Raw genomic sequence first — 17,447 nt, forward strand, 5'->3', positions numbered from 1 at the left:
TCTCCATTTTGACAGCGCGCGGACGGCGCGCATATCATGGAAAAAGTCACTGCCCCGCGGGGCGGAAGGGGGAAGGCCGATGCTGGCCGGAATATCCACCGCGTGTTTCTATCCCGAGCTCACCGAGCGGGGGCTTTCCTATATCGCGGGCCTGGGCGCGCAGGCGGCGGAGGTCTTTTTTAACGCGCCGAGCGAGCTGGACGACGGCTACCTGCGCGAGCTACGCCGGACGGCGGACGGCGGCGGCACCCGCATCCTCTCGGTGCATCCGTTCACCTCGGGCCTCGAGCCGCTGCTCTTCTTCTCCGACTACCGACGCCGCTTCGCGGACGGGATCGCCTTCTACCAGCGGTACTTCCACGCCGCCAACCTGCTTGGCGCGAAGCTCTTCGTCTTCCACGGCGACCGCAGGAACACCACCCGCTCCCGCCGGTTCTATTTCGACCGGTTCGCGGAGCTCTGCGAGGCGGGGAGGCGGATGGGGGTCACCGTCGCGCAGGAGAACGTCCCGCGCTGCGCGGGCTACTGCCCCGATTTCTTCACCGACATGCGCGCTTATCTCCCCGGCGCGCGGTTCGTCCTCGACATCAAGCAGTGCGTGCGGGCGGGCTATTCGCCCGCCGAGATGGCCGGCGCGATGGGGGAGGGCCTTGTCCATCTGCACGTGAGCGACCACGGCGCGCGCGGCGACTGCCTGCCGCTCGGGGCGGGGGAGCTCGACCTTGCCGCGCTGCTCGGAAGGGTGCGCGGGTACGGCTTCGACGGCGGCGTGATGCTCGAGCTTTACCGCGACAGTTACGGCGGGTATGGGGAGCTCGATGACAGTTATGCACGGATTCTTGCGGCGATCCACGCGGAAAATGGTTAAAATTCCTTGTTTTGCGGGGCGTTTTATGTTATGATACGGGTAATACAGATAGTATAAACAAGCGCCCCAACAGAATGAGGGAGATGGTCCTGTGAAGTGCCCATACTGCGGATATGTCGAAAGCAAAGTCATCGATTCCCGTCCGACCGACGAGTCGGAGCGCATCCGCCGCCGCCGCGAGTGCATCAAGTGCGGGCGGCGGTTCACCACCTATGAAGTCATCGAGACCACCCCGCTGATCGTCATCAAGAAGGACAAGTCGCGCGAGGAGTTCGACTCGGGCAAGGTGCTCGGCGGCATGGTGCGCGCCTGCGAAAAGCGCCCGGTGCCGCTCGACGTGCTCGAGGAGGCGGTGCGGGACATCGAGATGACGCTGCGCAACTCGCTGGAAAAGGAGGTCCCCTCCTACAAGATCGGCGAGCTCGCCATGGAGAAGCTGCGCGGCATCGACGAGGTCGCCTACGTGCGCTTCGCGTCGGTCTACCGGCAGTTCAAGGACATCGACTCGTTCATGAAGGAGCTCCAGACCCTGCTGAGCTCCCGCGACGGGGACGGAAAATGATTTGAAACAAAAAGAGGGCCCATCCGGATATCCGGATGGGCCCTCTTTTTTGTGCCCGCGCTAAAAGATATTCGGCAGCGTGGGGATCTCCGCGTCGCGGATGTGGGAGATCAGGTGGCGCAGGCGCGCCACCTCCGCCGCGTATTCGGCGGTTTCGCCGTATTTCGCGAGCATGGGCAGGCGCGCCACGATGCCGGTGATCGTGTCGAGCTCGTCGTGGTGGATATAGCGCGTCATGACCGTTTCGTTGCGCTCCCACTGCTCGTGGAACTCGTCGGTGAGCCGCGCGGCCCGCGGCATGTCGTCCCGGTCGATGGCGTCCGCAATGGCGGAGAGGGAGGCCTCCATCTCGTCAGACACGCGCAGCAGGTGCATGAGCGCGGCCGTGCTCGCCGCGAGGATGAGCGCGATGATGACGCAGACTGCGACGACCCGTTTCATGACGCATCCTCCTTCCGGTCCTTGAGCTTGAGCTGTGCTTTGGGCACGATCAGGTAGTCGGCCTGGCGGTTGCAGGTCATCAGGAAGATGTCCTGTGTGGTGTAGCCGTTGTCGGTGATCGTTTTTTCGAGCCACTCATATTTGAGGTTGCAGTAGCCAAGCGCGCTGTCGATCACGACCCCGTCCGCGATGAGCACGACGGGCGGCGCGTCCGCGCCGGGAGGGGCCTGGAGATTGAGCATCCCGGCGGTGGCGGGCTGGGCGGTGAATTTGGGGTAGACCGAGAGGGAGCCGGTCGTTTCGACGATCGCGAACGCCACGTCGCGCACGTCGAAGATATCCTTGCCGCGCAGCTCCTCCATCATGTCGTCGATCGTGAAGCGCAGCTCTTTGAGCTGCTTCTGGTCGATCTTGCCGTCGCGGATGATGACGCGCGGCGTACCCGAGACGATGCGGCGCATCTTTTTATAGCGCAGGGTCATCGCGGAGATGAGAACGTCGAAGGAAACCAGCGTGAGGATGGGGATGATGCCGCCGATCAGCGGCACGTTGCTGTCCTCGATCGCCATTGTCGCGATGTTGGAGACCAGGATGGTGACGACCAGCTCGGAGGGCTGGAGCTGGCCGATCTGACGTTTGCCCATCAGCCGAAGGCTCAGAATGATCAGCGCATAGATGATCAGCACGCGGATGAATACAATATACAAAAGCCATCGAACCTCCATCGATTTTTACTGACTCTTAGTCTGGCCGGAAAGCGAATGGATATTCCCGCCGCTTTACTGGCAATACTAACGCTGTATCAAACTGTAAAACGGGAGGAATGGGAATGGGAGTCATCCGTTATCTGAAGGGGCTGTTCGCACCGCCGCCCGCCTACGCGCCGCCGCGCCCGGACGAGGGCGCGGACAAAAAGCTGGGGAGCGCGCTGCTCGACAACCTGATCGGGGTGCGCGCGATGTTCACCGACTCCGGGGACCTCATCATCCACGAGGTGCAGGTGTGCGGCGTGCCCTGCGCCGTGCTGATGTGCGAGGGCATGGTGAACACCCAGACCTTTTCGGAGATGTTCGCGGAGCCGCTCACCCGCCTGAGACTCGAAAAGCCCGGCCCCGATTCGGTGCTCGACTGGGTGCGCCACCAGTCTCTGCTCGCGCCCGACCAGAAGGAGATCCACACCTTCGGCGAGCTCTTCCGGTTCATGATGTCCGGCTTTGTCGTACTGCTCATCGACGGGATCGCGGGCGGTTCGGTCTTCGGCATCCAGGGCTTCTCCGGCCGCTCGGTCGGCGAACCGGCGGGGGAGACCAACGTGCGCGGCTCCCGCGAGGGATTTTCCGAGATGCTGCGGCCCAACATGTCGCTGCTGCGGCGGCGGTTCAAATCCCCCGACCTGATCTTCGAGATGACCGTCTTCGGGGACAAGAGCCGCACCGACTGCACCCTCGTCTACCTGCGCGGCGCGGTGTCGGACGAGCTGCTGCGCGAGGTCAAATACCGCCTCTCCAAGGTGAAGATCGACGTGGTGCTCGAAAGCGGCTACCTTCAGCCCTTCCTCGATTCGAAGCCGCTCTCCCTCTTTTCGGGGGTGGGCGTCACCGAGCGGCCCGACACCCTCTGCGCCAAGGTCGCGGAGGGGCGCGTCGGCTTGCTCGTCGACGGCACTCCCTACGCGCTCATCGTGCCCTATCTCTTTGCCGAAAACTTCCAGAGCCTCGACGACTACTCCCACCGGCCCTATTTCGCCACCTTCATCCGCTGGCTCAAATACGCGGCCTTCGCCCTCTCCATCCTGCTGCCGGGGCTCTATGTCGCGGTCGGCTCCTTCCACCCCGAGCTGCTGCCCGCGACGATCCTGACAAGCCTCGTCGTCAGCGAGGAGACGACCCCCTTCCCGCTGATGTTCGAGGCGCTGGCCGTCTTTTTCATCTATGAGATCGTGCGGGAGGCGGGGCTGCGGATGCCGCAGGCGGTCGGCCACGCGGTGAGCATCGTCGGCGCGCTCGTCATCGGAGACGCGGCGGTCAGCGCGGGCATCATCGGCGCGCCGATGGTCATCGTCGTCGCCGTCACCGCGATCAGCTCGTTTGTCGTGCCGAGCCTCTACGAGCCGGTGACGGTGCTTCGCTTCGCCTTTATCCTGATCGGCGGGCTGTCGGGCGTCTTCGGCGTCGTGCTGGCGCTGTGCGCCGTGATCGTCAACCTCTGCGCCGTGAACCCGCTCGGCGTCCCCGCGACCTCGCCCGCCACCCCCTTCTCCCTCTACCCGATGCGGGACGTGCTCTTCCGCTGGGGATGGCGCACGCTGGCGAAGGAGGACTTGCGGGTGCAGGATCTGGCGGGAAGCGACATCCGAGGGGAGGGGACCGCAGATGACCGGTAGCCGTCCGCGCGACATCTCTCCGGCGCAGCTCGTCATGCTGCTCCTGCTCTGCCGTCTTTTTGTCCTCTTCACCGATACCTCCCGCTCCGAAAACATCCTCTCCGGGCCGGCGGTACTGGCGGCCGTGCCGCTCGCGGCGGCCGGCGCGCTGCTGATGCTGCTGCCCTTCTTCCTGCTGCGGCGGAAGGCGGGCAGCGACATGCTCACCGCCTTCTGGCGGGTCGGCAGGCCGTTCGGCGCCGCGCTCACCGCCGCCTGCGGGCTCTTCTGCGTCTACATGGCCGCGTCGACGGCCGGGCACTTCAGCTTTTTCCTCGTGAGCACCGTCTACCAGAACGCGAAACAGTGGGTGTTCGTCCTCCTTTTCCTGCTGGCGGCCGCCTATGCCGCTGCCCTCGGGCTGGAGGCGTTTTCCCGCGCGGGCGGCTTCTTTTTCGCGGCGGCGATGGCGGCGGGGGCGCTCCTGCTCTTCGCGCTGCTGCCCGAGGTCGACCTCGCGAACCTCGCGAACCCCTTTTTGGATCCCGGCGCGCTTGCCGCGGGGACGCTTCGCGGCGTGGCCGGCAACGCGGATATCCTGCTATTCCTGCTGCTCTTCCCGCGGGTGCGCGGCGGGAGCGGAAAGACCGGATTCTGGTGGGTGGCGCTCACCGCGGCGGTGTGGTGGGTGCTCTGCTTCTTCGTTCTGACGGCGCTCGGGGACTATGCGGGCACCCGCCTTTTCCCGCTTCAGACCGCCGCCGCCGTGGCGAACCTGTCGGTCTTTGGGCGGATGGACCTCGTGCACATCACCGTGTGGATCATTACCGCCTTCCTGCGCGCCGCCGCGTGGCTTTACTGCGGCTGTACCTGCCTGCGGCGGCTCTTCCCGAAGGTGCGGATGGGCGCGGCTTCCGCGCTCTGCGCCCTGGCGGCGGGAATCGCCGCGGTAGCCGCGGCGCCGCTGTGGGAGGCGGCCGGTTCCGCGTGGGAAAGCGGCGTGCCGCTTCTGCTGCTGGCGGTCGCGGCGCCGCTTGTGACCCTCTGCTTCCCGCGCGCAAAAAGCCCCGTGGAGGATGGAAAGGAGGCCGCGCAATGAGACGGATCGCCGCGCTTTGCGCAATTTTGGTTCTGCTGGCCGGGTGCGTCCCGAGCGTGCGGCTCAACGAGCGGGGAGTCGTGCAGGCGATCGGCATCGACCTTGCGGAGGAGGGCGGCTACCGCGCGACGATGCAGGTGCGCGAGGCGGTCGGCGCGGCGGCGGGCGCGAACCAGTCGCCCGAGGACGCCAAAACCGTGCTGGTCGAGGAGACGGGCGCGACGATGACCGAACTGCTCGCCCGCGCCTCGGCGACGCAGGGGCGGCAGCTCTTTTTGGGGAGCGTCCGGGTGATCGTGTTTGGGCAGGAGGCCGCGCGCGCGGGGGCGGAGGGACCGCTCGGGTTCTTCAACTCCAACCACCAGATATCCCCGGCGACCCTCGTCGCGGTGGCGGAGGGAGAGGCGGGGGAGCTCATCCGCGCGGGCGAAAAAGACCCCGCCCTCTCGGCGGAGGGGCTGGCGGACGTGCTCGAAAGCGCGGGCAAGGGCGGCTTTTCGCCGCCCAGCCGCCTCAAGGACCTGATGGGCGCGGCGAACGCCGAGAACGCCGCGGGCGCGGTCACGCTGCTGCGCTACAGCGCCCCCGATCCGCCGAAAAGCGGGTCGCCGTCTTCGGAGGCGTCGTCTGAGGAAAGCGGGACGGGCTCCGAGGCGCGGCAGGCGGCGGAGAAGACGCCTGAAAAAAAGCTCTCGCTCGGCGGGGCCGCGGTTTTTGTGGGGCACCGGATGGAAGCCTCCATCAGCCCGGCGGCGGCGTGCGGGCTCGAGTGGACCCAGAACCGCGCGAAGGCGTGCGTCCTCTCGGTGGGGGACGGCCAGCTCGGCGAGGTGGCCGCGGTGACCCACCGGCAGAAGGCGAAGATCACCGTCGAGATGTCGGGGGAGGTCCCCGTCTTCGACATCCGGCTGGAGGTGCGCAGCACCGCGCTGGAGAGCCGCCTTCTCTCGGGCGGCTTCGACGACCGGACGCGCCGGTACGCCTCCGCCCTGCAGGAGATCAAAATTCGCGCGGAGATCGAGGAGATGGTGGCGTCCTCCCTGCGCCGGGGATACGATCTGCTCGGGCTCTCCCGCCTGATGCGCCAGCGGTACCCCGCTTACTACGAGGCGCACCGGGAGAACTGGGGGGAGGCGCTCGCCTCCTGCGGGTACAACGTGGCGGTCTCCTGCGAGATCGACCGGACGGGCGCCGGTAACAGATAAGCGCTTGCGCGGAAGAAAAAGCCGGGTCGGCGCTCGTCAGAGAGCCGACTCGACTTTTATGTATTGTTACCGTCATATGACTATTTTAAAAAAAATTTATCGAAAAATTGGGAATTATGGGATGTGGATGATCCGGAAGGGCGTGCCCGTTTCAACGCATTTGCGCAGGGTGTCCGCCGTGCCGCGCGACCGGCCGTCCCAGAAGGCGAGCACAAGGTCGGCGTACCCGACGATCTCGCTGTTGCGCACGAGCGGAGCGAAGCGCCCGTCCCGATCATAATCGGGCTGGAAGACGCGGATCGGCAGCCCGAGCCGCCCGGCGGCCTGCTCGGCGAGCGCGTCCACGCCCGCGGCGCCGCCGCTCACCAGCTCGGAGGTGTTCTGCGGGATGTGGGAGATGAGCTCGTCCAAGCCGTATCCGTAAATTTCCCGGGACCCGATGATTGCCACCCGCATTTCCATCCGTCCTTTCCGCTGCCTTTTTTTCAAAAAAACCGGCGGCGCTCCACCCAGATCCAGTATAGCAGATACCGGAACTTTTTACCACCGTGCGCAGGCAAAATCAGGGCGCGCGGCGGCGCGGGCGTTCGGGCTCAAATATTTTTTGCTCCCAAAAATCATTGAAGTTATTCCCCGCAATATTCAGATTATCCGGTGGAACAGTAAAAGCGTGAAATTTCTTTTTTGAATTTGATGAATACAGGGGGATTATTCCAATGAGAAAGCTGATACAAAAAGTCGCGGGAGCACTCTGCCTGGCGGTCGTCGCCGTACAATCGCTCGCGCTCTATACACAGGCGGTCCTGCCCGACCACTATTATGTGGCGGCGGGCGAGACCCTCACGATCAATTCCACGCTGCCCATCACGACGGAATCCTCGGGCGACAGCCTGCCCGTCGAAGCCTATTCCACCGCGGGCAACAGTTATAATGTGGACCTCAAGCTCCCTTACGGCATCGAGATCAAGCAGGTCCAGGTCCAGGTGGTCGACCGCTCGATGGTGGTCCCGGGCGGCACGCCGTTCGGCATTAAAATGTTCACCGAGGGCGTCATCGTCGTCGGCATGAGCGACATTCCCTGCGGCGGCGAAAGCCGCAATCCCGCCAAGGAGGCGGGCGTCAAGGTGGGCGACATCATCACCGCGATGGACGGGCACGCGGTACAGACCAACGAGGACGTCGGAGCGGTCGTGACGGCCAGCGGCGGAAAGCCAGTCAGCATCGAATTCCAGCGCAGCGGGCAGGAGCTCTCCTGCAGCATGACGCCGGTCAAGAGCGACGACGGCAGCTACCGCGCGGGCATCTGGGTGCGCGACTCGTCCGCGGGCATCGGCACCCTCACCTATTATAACCCGTCGAGCGACGTGTTTGCGGGTCTGGGACATGCGATCTGCGACGTGGACACGGGCAACATCATGCCGCTGCACTCGGGCGAGATCGTCGACGTGAGCATCACCGGCGTGCATAAGGGGGAGAGCGGCGCGCCCGGCGAGCTGCGCGGCAGCTTCACCGGCTCCCGGACGGGCGAGCTGCTGATCAACTCGCAGGTGGGGATCTTCGGGACCGGCGGGCAGCCGTCCGCGGGGGCCGAGCCGGTGCCGCTGGCGCTGCGCTACGAGGTGGTCGAGGGCCCGGCGACCATCCGCTGCACCCTTGACGACAGCGGGCCGAAGGAGTACGCGATAAACATCGAAAAAGTCAGTATCGGGGAAAATAATCCGACCAAAAATATGGTAATCCGCGTGGTCGATTCAGAGCTTCTGGCAAAAACCGGCGGGATTGTGCAGGGAATGAGTGGCAGCCCGATCCTGCAAAACGGCAAGCTGGTGGGCGCTGTGACACATGTTTTCGTCAACGATCCGACTCGAGGCTACGGAATTTTTGCGGAAAACATGGAGAAGATGTCGTCATCCGTCGAAAGAGGGCGGGAATGACACCGGAAAATTCAACAAACTTTTAACAATTTCGGGCGCGGATTTCTTCGTCAAACTTACGGGAAAATGGTTGTCATAATTTCCAAAAAGTGATAATATCTTATCAGGGAAACGGGAGGACATGGAGGCGTATTAGTAAGTGAAGGATCAGACAAAAGTGCTAATCGTGGAGGGTGGCGGAGAATATTGCGCGAAATGCGCGTCTCTCCTGAAAACCTACGGATTCGACACGGTGGTCGCTCCCAAAGACGGACTGGCCGTCGCGCAGCTGATCGGGGAAACCCGTCCCAAGGTGGTTTTGATGGATGTGTTCATGCCGAGGCTTGACGCCATTGGGGTCATGAACTCGGTCAAGGAGATGGGGCTCGGCTACGAGCCGCGCTTCATGGTCACCTCAACCTTCAGCAACCAGATGCTGGAAAACGAACTGATGTCCGCAGGCGCCTGCTACTTCTTCCTCATGCCGTTCGATCCGGAGGTGATGGTGGAGCGGATCGTCAAGCTGGCGGGCGTTCCCTCCGCGCCGATCGGCGCGGGCGCGGAACACGCCGCCGGCGGGGAACCGAACCTCGAACTCATGGTCACGGAGATTATCCACCAGATCGGCGTTCCGGCGCACATCAAGGGCTACCACTATGTCCGGGAGTCGATCATGCTGGCGGTCCAGACGCCCGAGATCATCAACTCGGTCACAAAGCTGCTCTATCCCACCGTCGCCAAAAAGTTCGGCACCACCGCCTCGCGCGTTGAACGCGCGATCCGCCACGCGATCGAGGTCGCGTGGGACCGCGGCGACGTCGACACCCTCAACAGCTACTTTGGCTATACGATCCACAACGGCCGCGGCAAGCCGACCAACAGCGAATTCGTCGCGATGATCGCCGACAAGCTGCGGCTCCGTCTGAAAAACGCAAACTGACTTTCCCGCGAATCCGCCCCGGCCGTACGGCCGGGGCGGATTTGTTTTTCCAGTTGTCCGATTCATATTTTTGCGCGCGCGGGACATACTAATCGGGACGTAACAAGATGGGTTACGTCCCCGTTTGCAACACGTGCGAGAATTTAAGGAGGCGTTTTTTCATGGACAACTGCAAAGCGAACAAGTGCATCGAGTGCACCGTCACCCAGTGCCGGAACCACTGCGAGACTTCCAACTTCTGCGCGCTGGACCGCATCCGCGTCGGCACCCACGAGATGAACCCGACCATGGATCAGTGCACCGACTGCCTGTCCTTTCAGTGCAAGTAAAGGAACCCGGTGAAAAACGTCCGCGGCGAATCGCCACGGACGTTTTTTATTTCGGTATGGACGCGGTCATGCGGTGCAGGTGCGCGCCTCGGCGCGCAGGCGGAGGGTGGCCTCGAGCGGGTAGTGGTCGGACGGGTAGCGGCCGTCGATCGGATCGGTGACCACGTGGCTCTCGACGATCTCAAACTCGTCGGAGACGAAGATGTAGTCGATCGGCTGGGAGCCCGGCTTCACCCGTCCGCTGAAGTTGTGGAGGGTGTTGTGGACCTCCGACGGCTCGACGCGGGAGTAGACGTCGGTGAGGTGGATGCCGGGGAACTCCTCGAGCTGGCTGTGGAGCATCCGGACCGGGCGGCTGCCCGGCTTGGCGTTGAAGTCGCCCATCAGCACGGTCGGCAGCGCGCGCTCCTCGTTGAAGCGCTCCATATAGCCGAGGATGACACGGATGCCCAGCGTGCGGGCGATGCCGCAGATGTGGTCGAGGTGGGTGTTGAAGACGCGGATCGAACGCCCGAGATCCTTGAGGTAGATCTCCGCGACGGTGCAGATGCGCGGGAAGATGGCGTAATAGGCGCGCGAGAGGTGCTCGGGCTCCTTGGAGAGCCAGAAGGTCTTGATCAGATTCACCTTGGCGCTGTCGTTTTTGATGATGATGTCGCTGTGCTCGTCGCTTTGGGGCCGGATGCCCGAATAGCGGCCGAAGCCGAGGACGCTGTAGTCGACGTCGAGCAGGCGGCTGACGTCCTCGCGCATATTTGGGAGCAGCTCCTGCACGCCGATGATCGTCGCGCCGCTCTCGCGGATGTACTGCGCGGCGAGGGCGCGCCGTTCCGACCATTTGTGAGAGCGATTCAGCGGGAGGCCGAAGTCCCGCTTGAGGTTGAAGGAGATCACGCGGATCAGATCGTTGCCGTTCATGCTATCACCTGTATCAGAAGTTCTGTAGTTTATTGTAACACCTTAGTTTGAGCAATTCAATGCGGTCGGATGTAAATCTGCCGTTTCCACGCGCATGTAAAATGAGGAAGGGAATCCGCCTGACTTTGGCAGCGCCAAATCCCGACACGCGCTTGTAAAAAAGGCAAAATTTCGATATAATGTCCATAAAGAATTTCCCTGCCGCGCAGGGCTGAATATGCGGACGAACAAGGAGGGCTTCGGATGAAATTCATGGACGTGCAGGCCGCCGGAGGCACGCTGAAACTTGCAAAAATCGCGCGCGGGGCCGATTATTTCGGGGTGCGCATCCCCGAGGAACGGGCGTTTTCCCTGATGGACCGCTACCTCGAGCTGGGCGGCAACGTCATCGACACCGCCCGCATCTACGGGCGCGCGGAGGCCCGCGACGCGTCCTATTCCAACAGCGAGCCGATCGTCGGGCGGTGGCTCAAATCACGCGGGACGCGCGACAGGGTGGTGCTCATCACCAAGGGCGCGCACCATGTGATGGAGGACCCGTCGCAAAAGCGGGTGAACCGCGCCTGCATCGACAGCGACCTGGAAACCTCCCTGCGCGAGCTGGAGGTGGACAGCGTGGACATCTACTTCCTCCACCGAGATGACCCGGAAAAGCCGGTTTCGGAGATCATGGACGCGCTCGACCGGCATGTGAAGGCAGGCAGGATCCGTGCGCTGGGCGCCTCCAACTGGACCTGCGCGCGCATCGCGGAGGCGAACGCCTACGCCCGCGCGAACGGGAAAACGCCCTTTACGGTGTCCCAGATCCAGTGGGGCGTCGCCTATGTGAAGCCGGGCGCGTGGCCCGACCCGACCCTTGTGAGCATGACCCCGGAGGAGTACGCGGGCTATCTCGCGCTCGGCATCCCCGTCATGGCGTTTTCGCCGCAGGCGGGCGGGTATTTTTCCAAAATGATTTCGGGCGAGCCGCTCCAGCCCAAGTTCGCCGAGCGGTACGACGGCCCGGAAAACCGCCGCAGGCTCGCGGCGCTCCGGGAGATCTGCGCGCGCACCGGCGCGTCGCCGGCAGCGGTGCTGCTGGGCTACATCACCTCGAACAGGCTGCCGGGCAGCGCGGTGATCGGCTGCTCGACGCTCGAACAGCTCGAGGACAGCATGTCCGCCTGCGACCTCACCCTCAGCGAGGCGGACATCGCCGCGCTGGAGCAGTGAGATGGTGGCGGAAGTAAACCTCGAGGCGGGCATGCCCACGGTGGAGATCGCGCTCCGGCGGCTCGAGCTGGGGCTCTCCGACGCGCGGATGCGGCATGCGGCTGCGGTGCGCCTCATCCACGGCTACGGAAGCAGCGGCCGGGGCGGCGCGATCCACGACGGCGTACATAGCCATCTCGCCCGGATGAAGTCGCAGGGCAAAATCCGGGAATTTGTCCCGGGGGAGGAATTTTCCCCCTTTTCGCAGCAGGCGCGCAATGCGCTCGCGCTCTGCCCGGAGCTCTCCCGCGACCGCGATTTCGCCCGTGAAAACAGGGGCGTCACGCTGGTGGTGCTCTGATGCGCGCCGCCGTCCGGGAACGGCTGCGCCCGCGCGGGCTGTTGCGCCGATGGTGGCCGGTGCTTCTGACGCCGGCCGGGCTTCTGCTCGTCTGGCTCGCGAGGCGGGACCCGTGGGGGACCGAGCGCCTCTTTTCCGAGGGGCTCTATCCGCTGCTCGCGCGCCCCGTCGGCGCGCTGACCTCGCTGCTGCCCTTCTCCCTCTTCGAGATGGGCGTGATCGTCCTGCTGGCCGCCGCGCTTCTGTGGATCGGACGGGGGATTTTCCGGCTCGCGCGCTTCCTGCGCGGAAGGGGAGAGCCGCCCCGGTTCGGGAAGACGCTGTGGCTGCTCGTCAACGGACTGAGCATCCTCTTTTTCCTCTTCGTCACCACTTGCGGGCTCAATTACTACCGCCCCGAGTTCGCCGCGTTCAGCGGACTGGCGGTGCGCGACTCCTCCGCGGAGGAGCTGGCCGCGCTCTGCGGCGAGCTCGCGCTGGAGGCGAACGCCCTGCGCGAGGGATTGCCCGAGGACGCATCCGGCGTCATGCGGCTCACGGAGGATTTTTCGGGAAACGCTGCGCGGGCGCGGGCGGATTTCGCGAAGCTGGAGGAGGATTACAACGTCCTCCCGGCCTTTGCGATCACCCCCAAGCCGGTGCTCAACTCCACCCTGATGTCGATGGCGCAGATCACCGGGGAATTCACCCTGCTCACCTTTGAGGCGAACATCAACACCCTTGCGCCCGACTACTCGGTGCCCGCCACGATGTGCCACGAGCTCGCGCACACGCGGGGGTTCATGCGGGAGGACGAGGCGAACTTCATCGGGTACCTCGCCTGCCGGAAGAGCGATTCGCCCGAATTCCGCTACAGCGGCGTGATGCTCGCGCTGGTGCACGCCGAGAACCGGCTCTACGCCGCCGACAGGGAGCTCTTTTTCCAGGTGGACGCGCTGCTTTCCGACGGGGTGCGGCGCGACTTCGCGGCGAACAACGCCTACTGGGCGCGGTTTGAGGGCCCGGTCGCCGAGGTCAGCACCGCGGTCAACAACACCTACCTGCGCGCCAACAACCAGTCGGACGGCGTCAAGAGCTACGGCCGGATGGTCGACCTGCTGCTCGCCGATTACCGGCAGCGGCATGGAATGGAATGATCGCGAATGCACCTTGGACGCCGTAGCAAGGAGAGGGTTTCATGATTGTGGAAATTTGCAGTGTGGTTATCGCGGCTTGTGCGCTCTTTGTTTCCGTTTTTACGGCCTATATCCAGAAAAAACATGACCGGATCAGTACCTTGCCGATATGCTTTATTGTGGAAAAATGCCATGAAGGGAATCTTGCGGTTCTGATCAGGAACCTGGGTTTGGGCGCGATGACAATTGACAAGGCCATGATGACGCGTGGAGAAGAGGTCCATGGCAATTTGATCGAGATGATGCCCAAGGTCAAGCAGAAGTGGGAGGGCTTTTCCCTCGAGATTGAAGGACGGACGATCCTGCCTACGCAGGAAATCGTCCTCATTGCCATTAATCCTAAGAGTGAATCCATACGGCAGGCGGTTAAGGACGCTCTGACCGGAGTGGAGGTGTCGATCTCGTTCCATGATGTCTATGGGAAAGAATATCACAAGGAAAAACGGCTTGGAGAATGGGGGATCTTGGAAAAGGATTTTGGTTATATCGCAAAATAAAGATCGCAAAGCCGGCCCCGCTTTCTTAAACGAGAAAGCGGGGCCGGCTTCTTCAAACGGGATTATTTCGCTTCGATCGAGACGAGCTGGAGGAAGGGCATTCCATTGAGGCGGTTGACGCGGAAGGTGAAGAGGGAGGCGCGCACGGGGCTCAGGAAGGAGGTGTCCCCCTCCTCGAAGAAGTCGACGTCGTAGGCGATGCCGCCGTCGGGCGCGCCCTTCGGCTCGGAGGTCGCGAAGTTTTGCAGCTCCCCCTCATAGCCGAGGGTGTAGCCGTAGGTCTGCATGTCCGGGTCGTAGCGGGGGGACTCGGTGAAGGAGAAGCCCTCGATGCCGAAGAGGCGCTGGGCCATATCATCGATCACCGTGTCGGGGATGAGGTAGTTGCCCTTGTCGTCCTGGTCGAAGAAATAGCCGAGCAGGTCCTTCATCCGGAACGCCTCCATCTGACAGAAGAAGAGCACGCGGTCGGGGTCCAGCTCGGAGGTGGAGGAGAGGCTCTCCGTGCCGCCGAAATAGTTGAGGAACTGGCTCAGCGACTGGTTGATGAGCTTCATGTCCGCGTCGGTCAATTCGGGCAGGGGGTATTCCGGCTCCTGCTCGTCCGGCCCGGACGACTGGGGCTCCGGCTCCTCCGGTTCGCTGGCGGGTTCCTCCGGCTCGCTCTGGGAAGCCGGTTCCTCCTCGGGGACGGGGGAGGCCTCCCGCGAAGCGCAGCCCGACAGGGCCAGCGACAGGATCAGAAGCACGCAGAGCGTGCCGGTCAAAAACCTTTTCATTAAAACGCCTCCTGACGTCGTCATTTCTATCTGGACCTATTCTATCATGCGCCGGGCGCGCGGTCAACCGGCCCCGCGTCCTCCGCGGCTGGTCCGGGCGGGGTGGAGCTGCCTGCCGACAGCGGACAATACGGCGCTGTTCCGCCGGGGTGGAGAGAGGCGGACGACCGGCAGGAGCCGCCGTCCGCGGCGTCCTTTGTATTTCTTCGGCGCACAGAACCGCCGCAGTGCACCGCATACAGGATTTAGTGCTCGGGGGTGCAAAATTTAGCAATAAAGGCTATTGATTGCGTCAGGGATAAGTGCTATGATAGTAAAAATATAACCGCCTGTAAGGGCGCGGAATACTGATGAGATGAGGAATGGAGGACGTATGCTGAATACGAATGCAAGTGAAAAATTCACGAAGGAAGGGCTCACCTTCGACGACGTGCTGCTGGTTCCCGCGCGTTCCGAGGTGGTCCCCGCGGATGTGGACATCTCCACCGAGCTGGTCAGGGGAATCCGGCTCAACTCCCCCTTTCTGACCGCCGCGATGGATACCGTCACCACCTCCAAGATGGCCATCGCGATCGCGCGCGAGGGCGGCATCGGCATCATCCACAAGAACATGAGCATCGAGCGGCAGGCCGACGAGATCGACACCGTCAAGCGTTCGGAAAACGGCGTCATCGCCAACCCGTTCTACCTTTCGCCCGAGCATTTCGTCTATGATGCGGACGAGATCATGGGCAAGTATAAGATTTCCGGCGTGCCCATCTGCGAGAACGGGAAGCTCGTCGGCATTCTTACCAACCGCGACCTGCGCTTCCTCGAGGACTACGGCATCAAGATCAAGGAGGTCATGACCAAGGACCACCTGGTCACCGCCCCGGTCGGCACCACCCTTGACGACGCCCGCCAGATCCTGCGCAAGCACAAGATCGAAAAGCTCCCGATCGTCGACGGCGAGGGGTACCTGCGCGGACTCATCACGATCAAGGACATTGAAAAGGCGGTCCAGTACCCCAATTCCGCGCGCGACAGAGGCGGGAGGCTGCTGGCGGGAGCCGCGGTCGGCATCACCCATGACTATATGGACCGCGTGGACGAGCTGATCAAGGCGAGCGTCGACGTGCTCGTGCTCGACTCCGCCCACGGGCAGCAGACCAACATTTTCACTTGCTTAAAAGCCATCAAGCAGAAATATCCCGAAATCCCCATCATCGCAGGCAACGTGGCCACCGCCTCCGGCACCGAGGACCTCATCAAGGCGGGCGCGGACGCGGTCAAGGTCGGCATCGGCCCCGGCTCGATCTGCACCACCCGCGTCGTCGCGGGTATCGGCGTGCCGCAGCTGACCGCCGTCTACGACGCGGCCTGCGCCGCCTCCAAATACGGCGTGCCCGTCATCGCGGACGGCGGCATCAAATATTCGGGCGACATCGTCAAGGCGCTTGCCGCCGGCGCATCGACCGTCATGCTCGGCTCGCTGCTCGCGGGCTGCGCGGAAAGCCCGGGAGAGGTCGAAATCTACCAGGGCCGCAGCTTCAAGGTTTACCGCGGCATGGGCTCGCTCGCCGCGATGGGCGAGGGCTCGAGCGACCGCTACTTCCAGGAGGGCAAAAAGAAATTTGTCCCCGAGGGCGTCGAGGGCCGCGTCCCCTACAAGGGCACCGTTGCGGACACGATCTACCAGCTGATCGGCGGCATCAAGGCCGGCATGGGCTACACGGGCTGCAGGACGATCCCCGACCTGCACGAGCGCGCCCAGTTCATCAAGATCACCGGCGCGGGCCTCAAGGAGAGCCATCCGCACGACATCTACATCACCAAGGAAGCTCCGAACTACTCCCTCAATCCGTAATCTCCAATATCCCCCGGCCCTGCCGGGGGATATTTATTTCCTGTGGCAATCTTTCGGGGATTTTGTTATAATGAAACCATCAAAGCGGAGGGGGTGCGCGCATGGAGATCGGCGTGATCGGGCTGGGCGGTAACGGCCGCGCGGTCGTCGGACAGCTGCTTGAAAAGACGGCGCGGAACCTCTCGGTCTACGACCCGGACGGCAGGAGCGTCCGCCGCGCCGTAAACGTCTGCGCCACGGCGGCCGAGCTCTGCGACCGCTGCGATCGGATCGTGGTCGCGCTTGACGCCTCCGCCGACCTGACGCGCCTTTGCAACAGCATCGCGCCCTTCGTGCGTCCGGGGCAGATCTTTATCGACCTCACCGACACCTCCCCCGCGCTCGCGCACGCGGCCGCCAACGGGATGCGCCGCCTCGGCGCGGCCTATATCGACTGCGGCGTGTTCGGCCGGGAGGGGCTCGACGGGCCGTTCATCCTCTTCGCGGGGGGCGACAGCGAGGCGTTCGCCGCGGCGCTGCCGCTCATCCGCTGCTTCGCGCCCGACTGCCACTACGCGGGCCCGCCCGGCCGCGGGCGCGCGATGCGCGTCATCTGCCGGGCGCTTGCTGCGCAGCTCATGCGGGGCGTCGGCGAGGCCGCCGCGCTCGCCGCCTCCTTCGGCGTTGGGCGGGAGGCGTTCATCTCCGCGCTCGCGGCCTTTGAGCGGATCGCCGACCCGCTCGCGGAGCTCGGGGGCGGCTTGCCCGGCTTTTCCGCCGGGGAGCTCGCGGAGGACGCCGCGCTCGCCTCCGAGATGGCACGGCGCGCAGGGCTCGAACTCGGCGGGCTCTTTGCCGCCGGGGAGTGCGCGGAACCATAGACGGGAAATATCGGGCGGGCCGCATGAGCGGTCCGCCTTTTTGACGCGGGGGGAAGACGGGCCGGGGGCGGGACCGCCCTGCCGCAGGCAGGGCGAGGCGG

19 protein-coding genes are annotated in these 17,447 nt (G+C 63.8%); 14 read left to right on the forward strand and 5 right to left on the reverse strand.

The window, feature by feature from the left end; translation table 11 throughout:
• Nucleotides 1-79 precede the first annotated feature (79 nt).
• Nucleotides 80-868, forward strand: coding sequence for a sugar phosphate isomerase/epimerase (locus tag RCI06_RS05030; protein WP_101551205.1), 789 nt, complete (start codon nucleotides 80-82; stop codon nucleotides 866-868).
• A 91-nt stretch (nucleotides 869-959) separates the two neighbouring features.
• Complete coding sequence (gene nrdR / locus RCI06_RS05035; protein WP_121585899.1) at nucleotides 960-1,430, forward strand: transcriptional regulator NrdR; 471 nt, start codon at nucleotides 960-962, stop codon at nucleotides 1,428-1,430.
• 60 nt (nucleotides 1,431-1,490) lie between these two features.
• On the opposite strand, the gene RCI06_RS05040 is transcribed toward nrdR, so the two are convergent.
• Entirely contained in the window at nucleotides 1,491-1,871 is a 381-nt protein-coding gene (locus tag RCI06_RS05040) for a DUF4363 family protein (protein WP_101551201.1), read from the reverse strand.
• Nucleotides 1,868-2,578 (reverse strand): DUF421 domain-containing protein, encoded by a 711-nt coding sequence (locus tag RCI06_RS05045; protein ID WP_242970845.1) that lies wholly within the window; start codon nucleotides 2,576-2,578, stop codon nucleotides 1,868-1,870. Before RCI06_RS05045 ends, RCI06_RS05040 begins: the two co-directional genes overlap by 4 nt.
• A 122-nt stretch (nucleotides 2,579-2,700) precedes the next feature.
• Between RCI06_RS05045 and RCI06_RS05050 the strand changes: the two genes are divergently transcribed.
• The 3 genes from RCI06_RS05050 to RCI06_RS05060 are packed head-to-tail and all read left to right on the forward strand — an operon-like array spanning nucleotide 2,701 to nucleotide 6,537.
• Entirely contained in the window at nucleotides 2,701-4,254 is a 1,554-nt protein-coding gene (locus RCI06_RS05050; RefSeq protein ID WP_276870329.1) for a spore germination protein, read from the forward strand.
• Complete coding sequence (locus RCI06_RS05055; protein WP_306574731.1) at nucleotides 4,244-5,332, forward strand: GerAB/ArcD/ProY family transporter; 1,089 nt, start codon at nucleotides 4,244-4,246, stop codon at nucleotides 5,330-5,332. The genes RCI06_RS05050 and RCI06_RS05055 overlap by 11 nt, the downstream gene beginning before the upstream one ends.
• A complete protein-coding gene (locus tag RCI06_RS05060) occupies nucleotides 5,329-6,537 on the forward strand; it encodes a Ger(x)C family spore germination protein (RefSeq protein ID WP_101551196.1) in 1,209 nt (402 codons plus the stop codon). Before RCI06_RS05055 ends, RCI06_RS05060 begins: the two co-directional genes overlap by 4 nt.
• Nucleotides 6,538-6,651: 114 nt before the next feature.
• On the opposite strand, the gene RCI06_RS05065 is transcribed toward RCI06_RS05060, so the two are convergent.
• Complete coding sequence (locus tag RCI06_RS05065) at nucleotides 6,652-6,993, reverse strand: SLOG family protein (protein ID WP_306574732.1); 342 nt, start codon at nucleotides 6,991-6,993, stop codon at nucleotides 6,652-6,654.
• A gap of 260 nt (nucleotides 6,994-7,253) precedes the next feature.
• Between RCI06_RS05065 and spoIVB the strand changes: the two genes are divergently transcribed.
• From spoIVB to RCI06_RS05080, 3 genes are all read left to right on the forward strand, one after another.
• Nucleotides 7,254-8,471 carry a SpoIVB peptidase gene (gene spoIVB, locus RCI06_RS05070; RefSeq protein WP_101551193.1) on the forward strand — a complete coding sequence of 406 codons (1,218 nt, stop codon included), beginning with the start codon at nucleotides 7,254-7,256 and terminating at the stop codon, nucleotides 8,469-8,471.
• Nucleotides 8,472-8,610: 139 nt separating this feature from the next.
• The gene (spo0A, locus tag RCI06_RS05075; protein ID WP_101551191.1) at nucleotides 8,611-9,390 is read left to right on the forward strand and encodes a sporulation transcription factor Spo0A; all 780 of its coding nucleotides are present in this window, start codon (nucleotides 8,611-8,613) and stop codon (nucleotides 9,388-9,390) included.
• A gap of 161 nt (nucleotides 9,391-9,551) precedes the next feature.
• On the forward strand, nucleotides 9,552-9,719 hold the full coding sequence (locus tag RCI06_RS05080; RefSeq protein ID WP_101551189.1) for a DUF1540 domain-containing protein: 168 nt from the start codon (nucleotides 9,552-9,554) through the stop codon (nucleotides 9,717-9,719).
• 66 nt (nucleotides 9,720-9,785) lie between these two features.
• On the opposite strand, the gene RCI06_RS05085 is transcribed toward RCI06_RS05080, so the two are convergent.
• Nucleotides 9,786-10,637, reverse strand: a complete 852-nt coding sequence (locus RCI06_RS05085; RefSeq protein WP_306574735.1) for an endonuclease/exonuclease/phosphatase family protein — start codon at nucleotides 10,635-10,637, stop codon at nucleotides 9,786-9,788.
• 243 nt (nucleotides 10,638-10,880) lie between these two features.
• Here RCI06_RS05085 and RCI06_RS05090 point away from each other — a divergent pair, with 243 nt between their 5' ends.
• Genes RCI06_RS05090 through RCI06_RS05105 form a run of 4 tightly spaced genes read left to right on the forward strand, consistent with a single transcriptional unit; the run spans nucleotide 10,881 to nucleotide 13,861 of the window.
• The gene (locus RCI06_RS05090; protein WP_306574738.1) at nucleotides 10,881-11,849 is read left to right on the forward strand and encodes an aldo/keto reductase; all 969 of its coding nucleotides are present in this window, start codon (nucleotides 10,881-10,883) and stop codon (nucleotides 11,847-11,849) included.
• A gap of 1 nt (nucleotide 11,850) precedes the next feature.
• The gene (locus RCI06_RS05095) at nucleotides 11,851-12,189 is read left to right on the forward strand and encodes a Smr/MutS family protein (protein ID WP_306574740.1); all 339 of its coding nucleotides are present in this window, start codon (nucleotides 11,851-11,853) and stop codon (nucleotides 12,187-12,189) included.
• The gene (locus tag RCI06_RS05100) at nucleotides 12,189-13,325 is read left to right on the forward strand and encodes a DUF3810 domain-containing protein (protein ID WP_306574743.1); all 1,137 of its coding nucleotides are present in this window, start codon (nucleotides 12,189-12,191) and stop codon (nucleotides 13,323-13,325) included. The genes RCI06_RS05095 and RCI06_RS05100 overlap by 1 nt, the downstream gene beginning before the upstream one ends.
• Nucleotides 13,326-13,366: 41 nt before the next feature.
• Entirely contained in the window at nucleotides 13,367-13,861 is a 495-nt protein-coding gene (locus tag RCI06_RS05105; protein ID WP_276870310.1) for a hypothetical protein, read from the forward strand.
• 62 nt (nucleotides 13,862-13,923) lie between these two features.
• Here RCI06_RS05105 and RCI06_RS05110 read toward each other — a convergent pair whose 3' ends face one another.
• Nucleotides 13,924-14,640, reverse strand: coding sequence for a hypothetical protein (locus tag RCI06_RS05110; RefSeq protein ID WP_306574745.1), 717 nt, complete (start codon nucleotides 14,638-14,640; stop codon nucleotides 13,924-13,926).
• 373 nt (nucleotides 14,641-15,013) lie between these two features.
• Here RCI06_RS05110 and guaB point away from each other — a divergent pair, with 373 nt between their 5' ends.
• Together guaB and RCI06_RS05120 are read left to right on the forward strand one after the other, a co-directional pair.
• Nucleotides 15,014-16,486 (forward strand): IMP dehydrogenase, encoded by a 1,473-nt coding sequence (guaB, locus tag RCI06_RS05115; RefSeq protein ID WP_172439228.1) that lies wholly within the window; start codon nucleotides 15,014-15,016, stop codon nucleotides 16,484-16,486.
• Nucleotides 16,487-16,587: 101 nt separating this feature from the next.
• Complete coding sequence (locus tag RCI06_RS05120; RefSeq protein ID WP_306574748.1) at nucleotides 16,588-17,346, forward strand: NAD(P)-binding domain-containing protein; 759 nt, start codon at nucleotides 16,588-16,590, stop codon at nucleotides 17,344-17,346.
• The last annotated feature ends 101 nt before the right edge of the window (nucleotides 17,347-17,447 follow it).

Source organism: Anaerotruncus massiliensis (ex Togo et al. 2026), from assembly GCF_030825285.1.
Classification (GTDB): Bacteria; Bacillota; Clostridia; order Oscillospirales; family Ruminococcaceae; genus Anaerotruncus; species Anaerotruncus massiliensis.

Excerpts from the sequence above, each read along its gene's own strand:
- RCI06_RS05085 (WP_306574735.1), bottom strand. The coding sequence starts at position 10,637 with ATGAACGGCAACGATCTGATCCGCGTGATCTCCTTCAACCTCAAGCGG.
- RCI06_RS05030 (WP_101551205.1), top strand. The coding sequence starts at position 80 with ATGCTGGCCGGAATATCCACCGCGTGTTTCTATCCCGAGCTCACCGAG.
- guaB (WP_172439228.1), top strand. The coding sequence starts at position 15,014 with ATGCTGAATACGAATGCAAGTGAAAAATTCACGAAGGAAGGGCTCACC.
- RCI06_RS05110 (WP_306574745.1), bottom strand. The coding sequence starts at position 14,640 with ATGAAAAGGTTTTTGACCGGCACGCTCTGCGTGCTTCTGATCCTGTCG.
- RCI06_RS05105 (WP_276870310.1), top strand. The coding sequence starts at position 13,367 with ATGATTGTGGAAATTTGCAGTGTGGTTATCGCGGCTTGTGCGCTCTTT.
- RCI06_RS05060 (WP_101551196.1), top strand. The coding sequence starts at position 5,329 with ATGAGACGGATCGCCGCGCTTTGCGCAATTTTGGTTCTGCTGGCCGGG.
- RCI06_RS05095 (WP_306574740.1), top strand. The coding sequence starts at position 11,851 with ATGGTGGCGGAAGTAAACCTCGAGGCGGGCATGCCCACGGTGGAGATC.
- RCI06_RS05040 (WP_101551201.1), bottom strand. The coding sequence starts at position 1,871 with ATGAAACGGGTCGTCGCAGTCTGCGTCATCATCGCGCTCATCCTCGCG.
- RCI06_RS05055 (WP_306574731.1), top strand. The coding sequence starts at position 4,244 with ATGACCGGTAGCCGTCCGCGCGACATCTCTCCGGCGCAGCTCGTCATG.
- RCI06_RS05080 (WP_101551189.1), top strand. The coding sequence starts at position 9,552 with ATGGACAACTGCAAAGCGAACAAGTGCATCGAGTGCACCGTCACCCAG.
- RCI06_RS05050 (WP_276870329.1), top strand. The coding sequence starts at position 2,701 with ATGGGAGTCATCCGTTATCTGAAGGGGCTGTTCGCACCGCCGCCCGCC.
- RCI06_RS05100 (WP_306574743.1), top strand. The coding sequence starts at position 12,189 with ATGCGCGCCGCCGTCCGGGAACGGCTGCGCCCGCGCGGGCTGTTGCGC.
- spoIVB (WP_101551193.1), top strand. The coding sequence starts at position 7,254 with ATGAGAAAGCTGATACAAAAAGTCGCGGGAGCACTCTGCCTGGCGGTC.
- RCI06_RS05120 (WP_306574748.1), top strand. The coding sequence starts at position 16,588 with ATGGAGATCGGCGTGATCGGGCTGGGCGGTAACGGCCGCGCGGTCGTC.
- RCI06_RS05065 (WP_306574732.1), bottom strand. The coding sequence starts at position 6,993 with ATGCGGGTGGCAATCATCGGGTCCCGGGAAATTTACGGATACGGCTTG.
- RCI06_RS05090 (WP_306574738.1), top strand. The coding sequence starts at position 10,881 with ATGAAATTCATGGACGTGCAGGCCGCCGGAGGCACGCTGAAACTTGCA.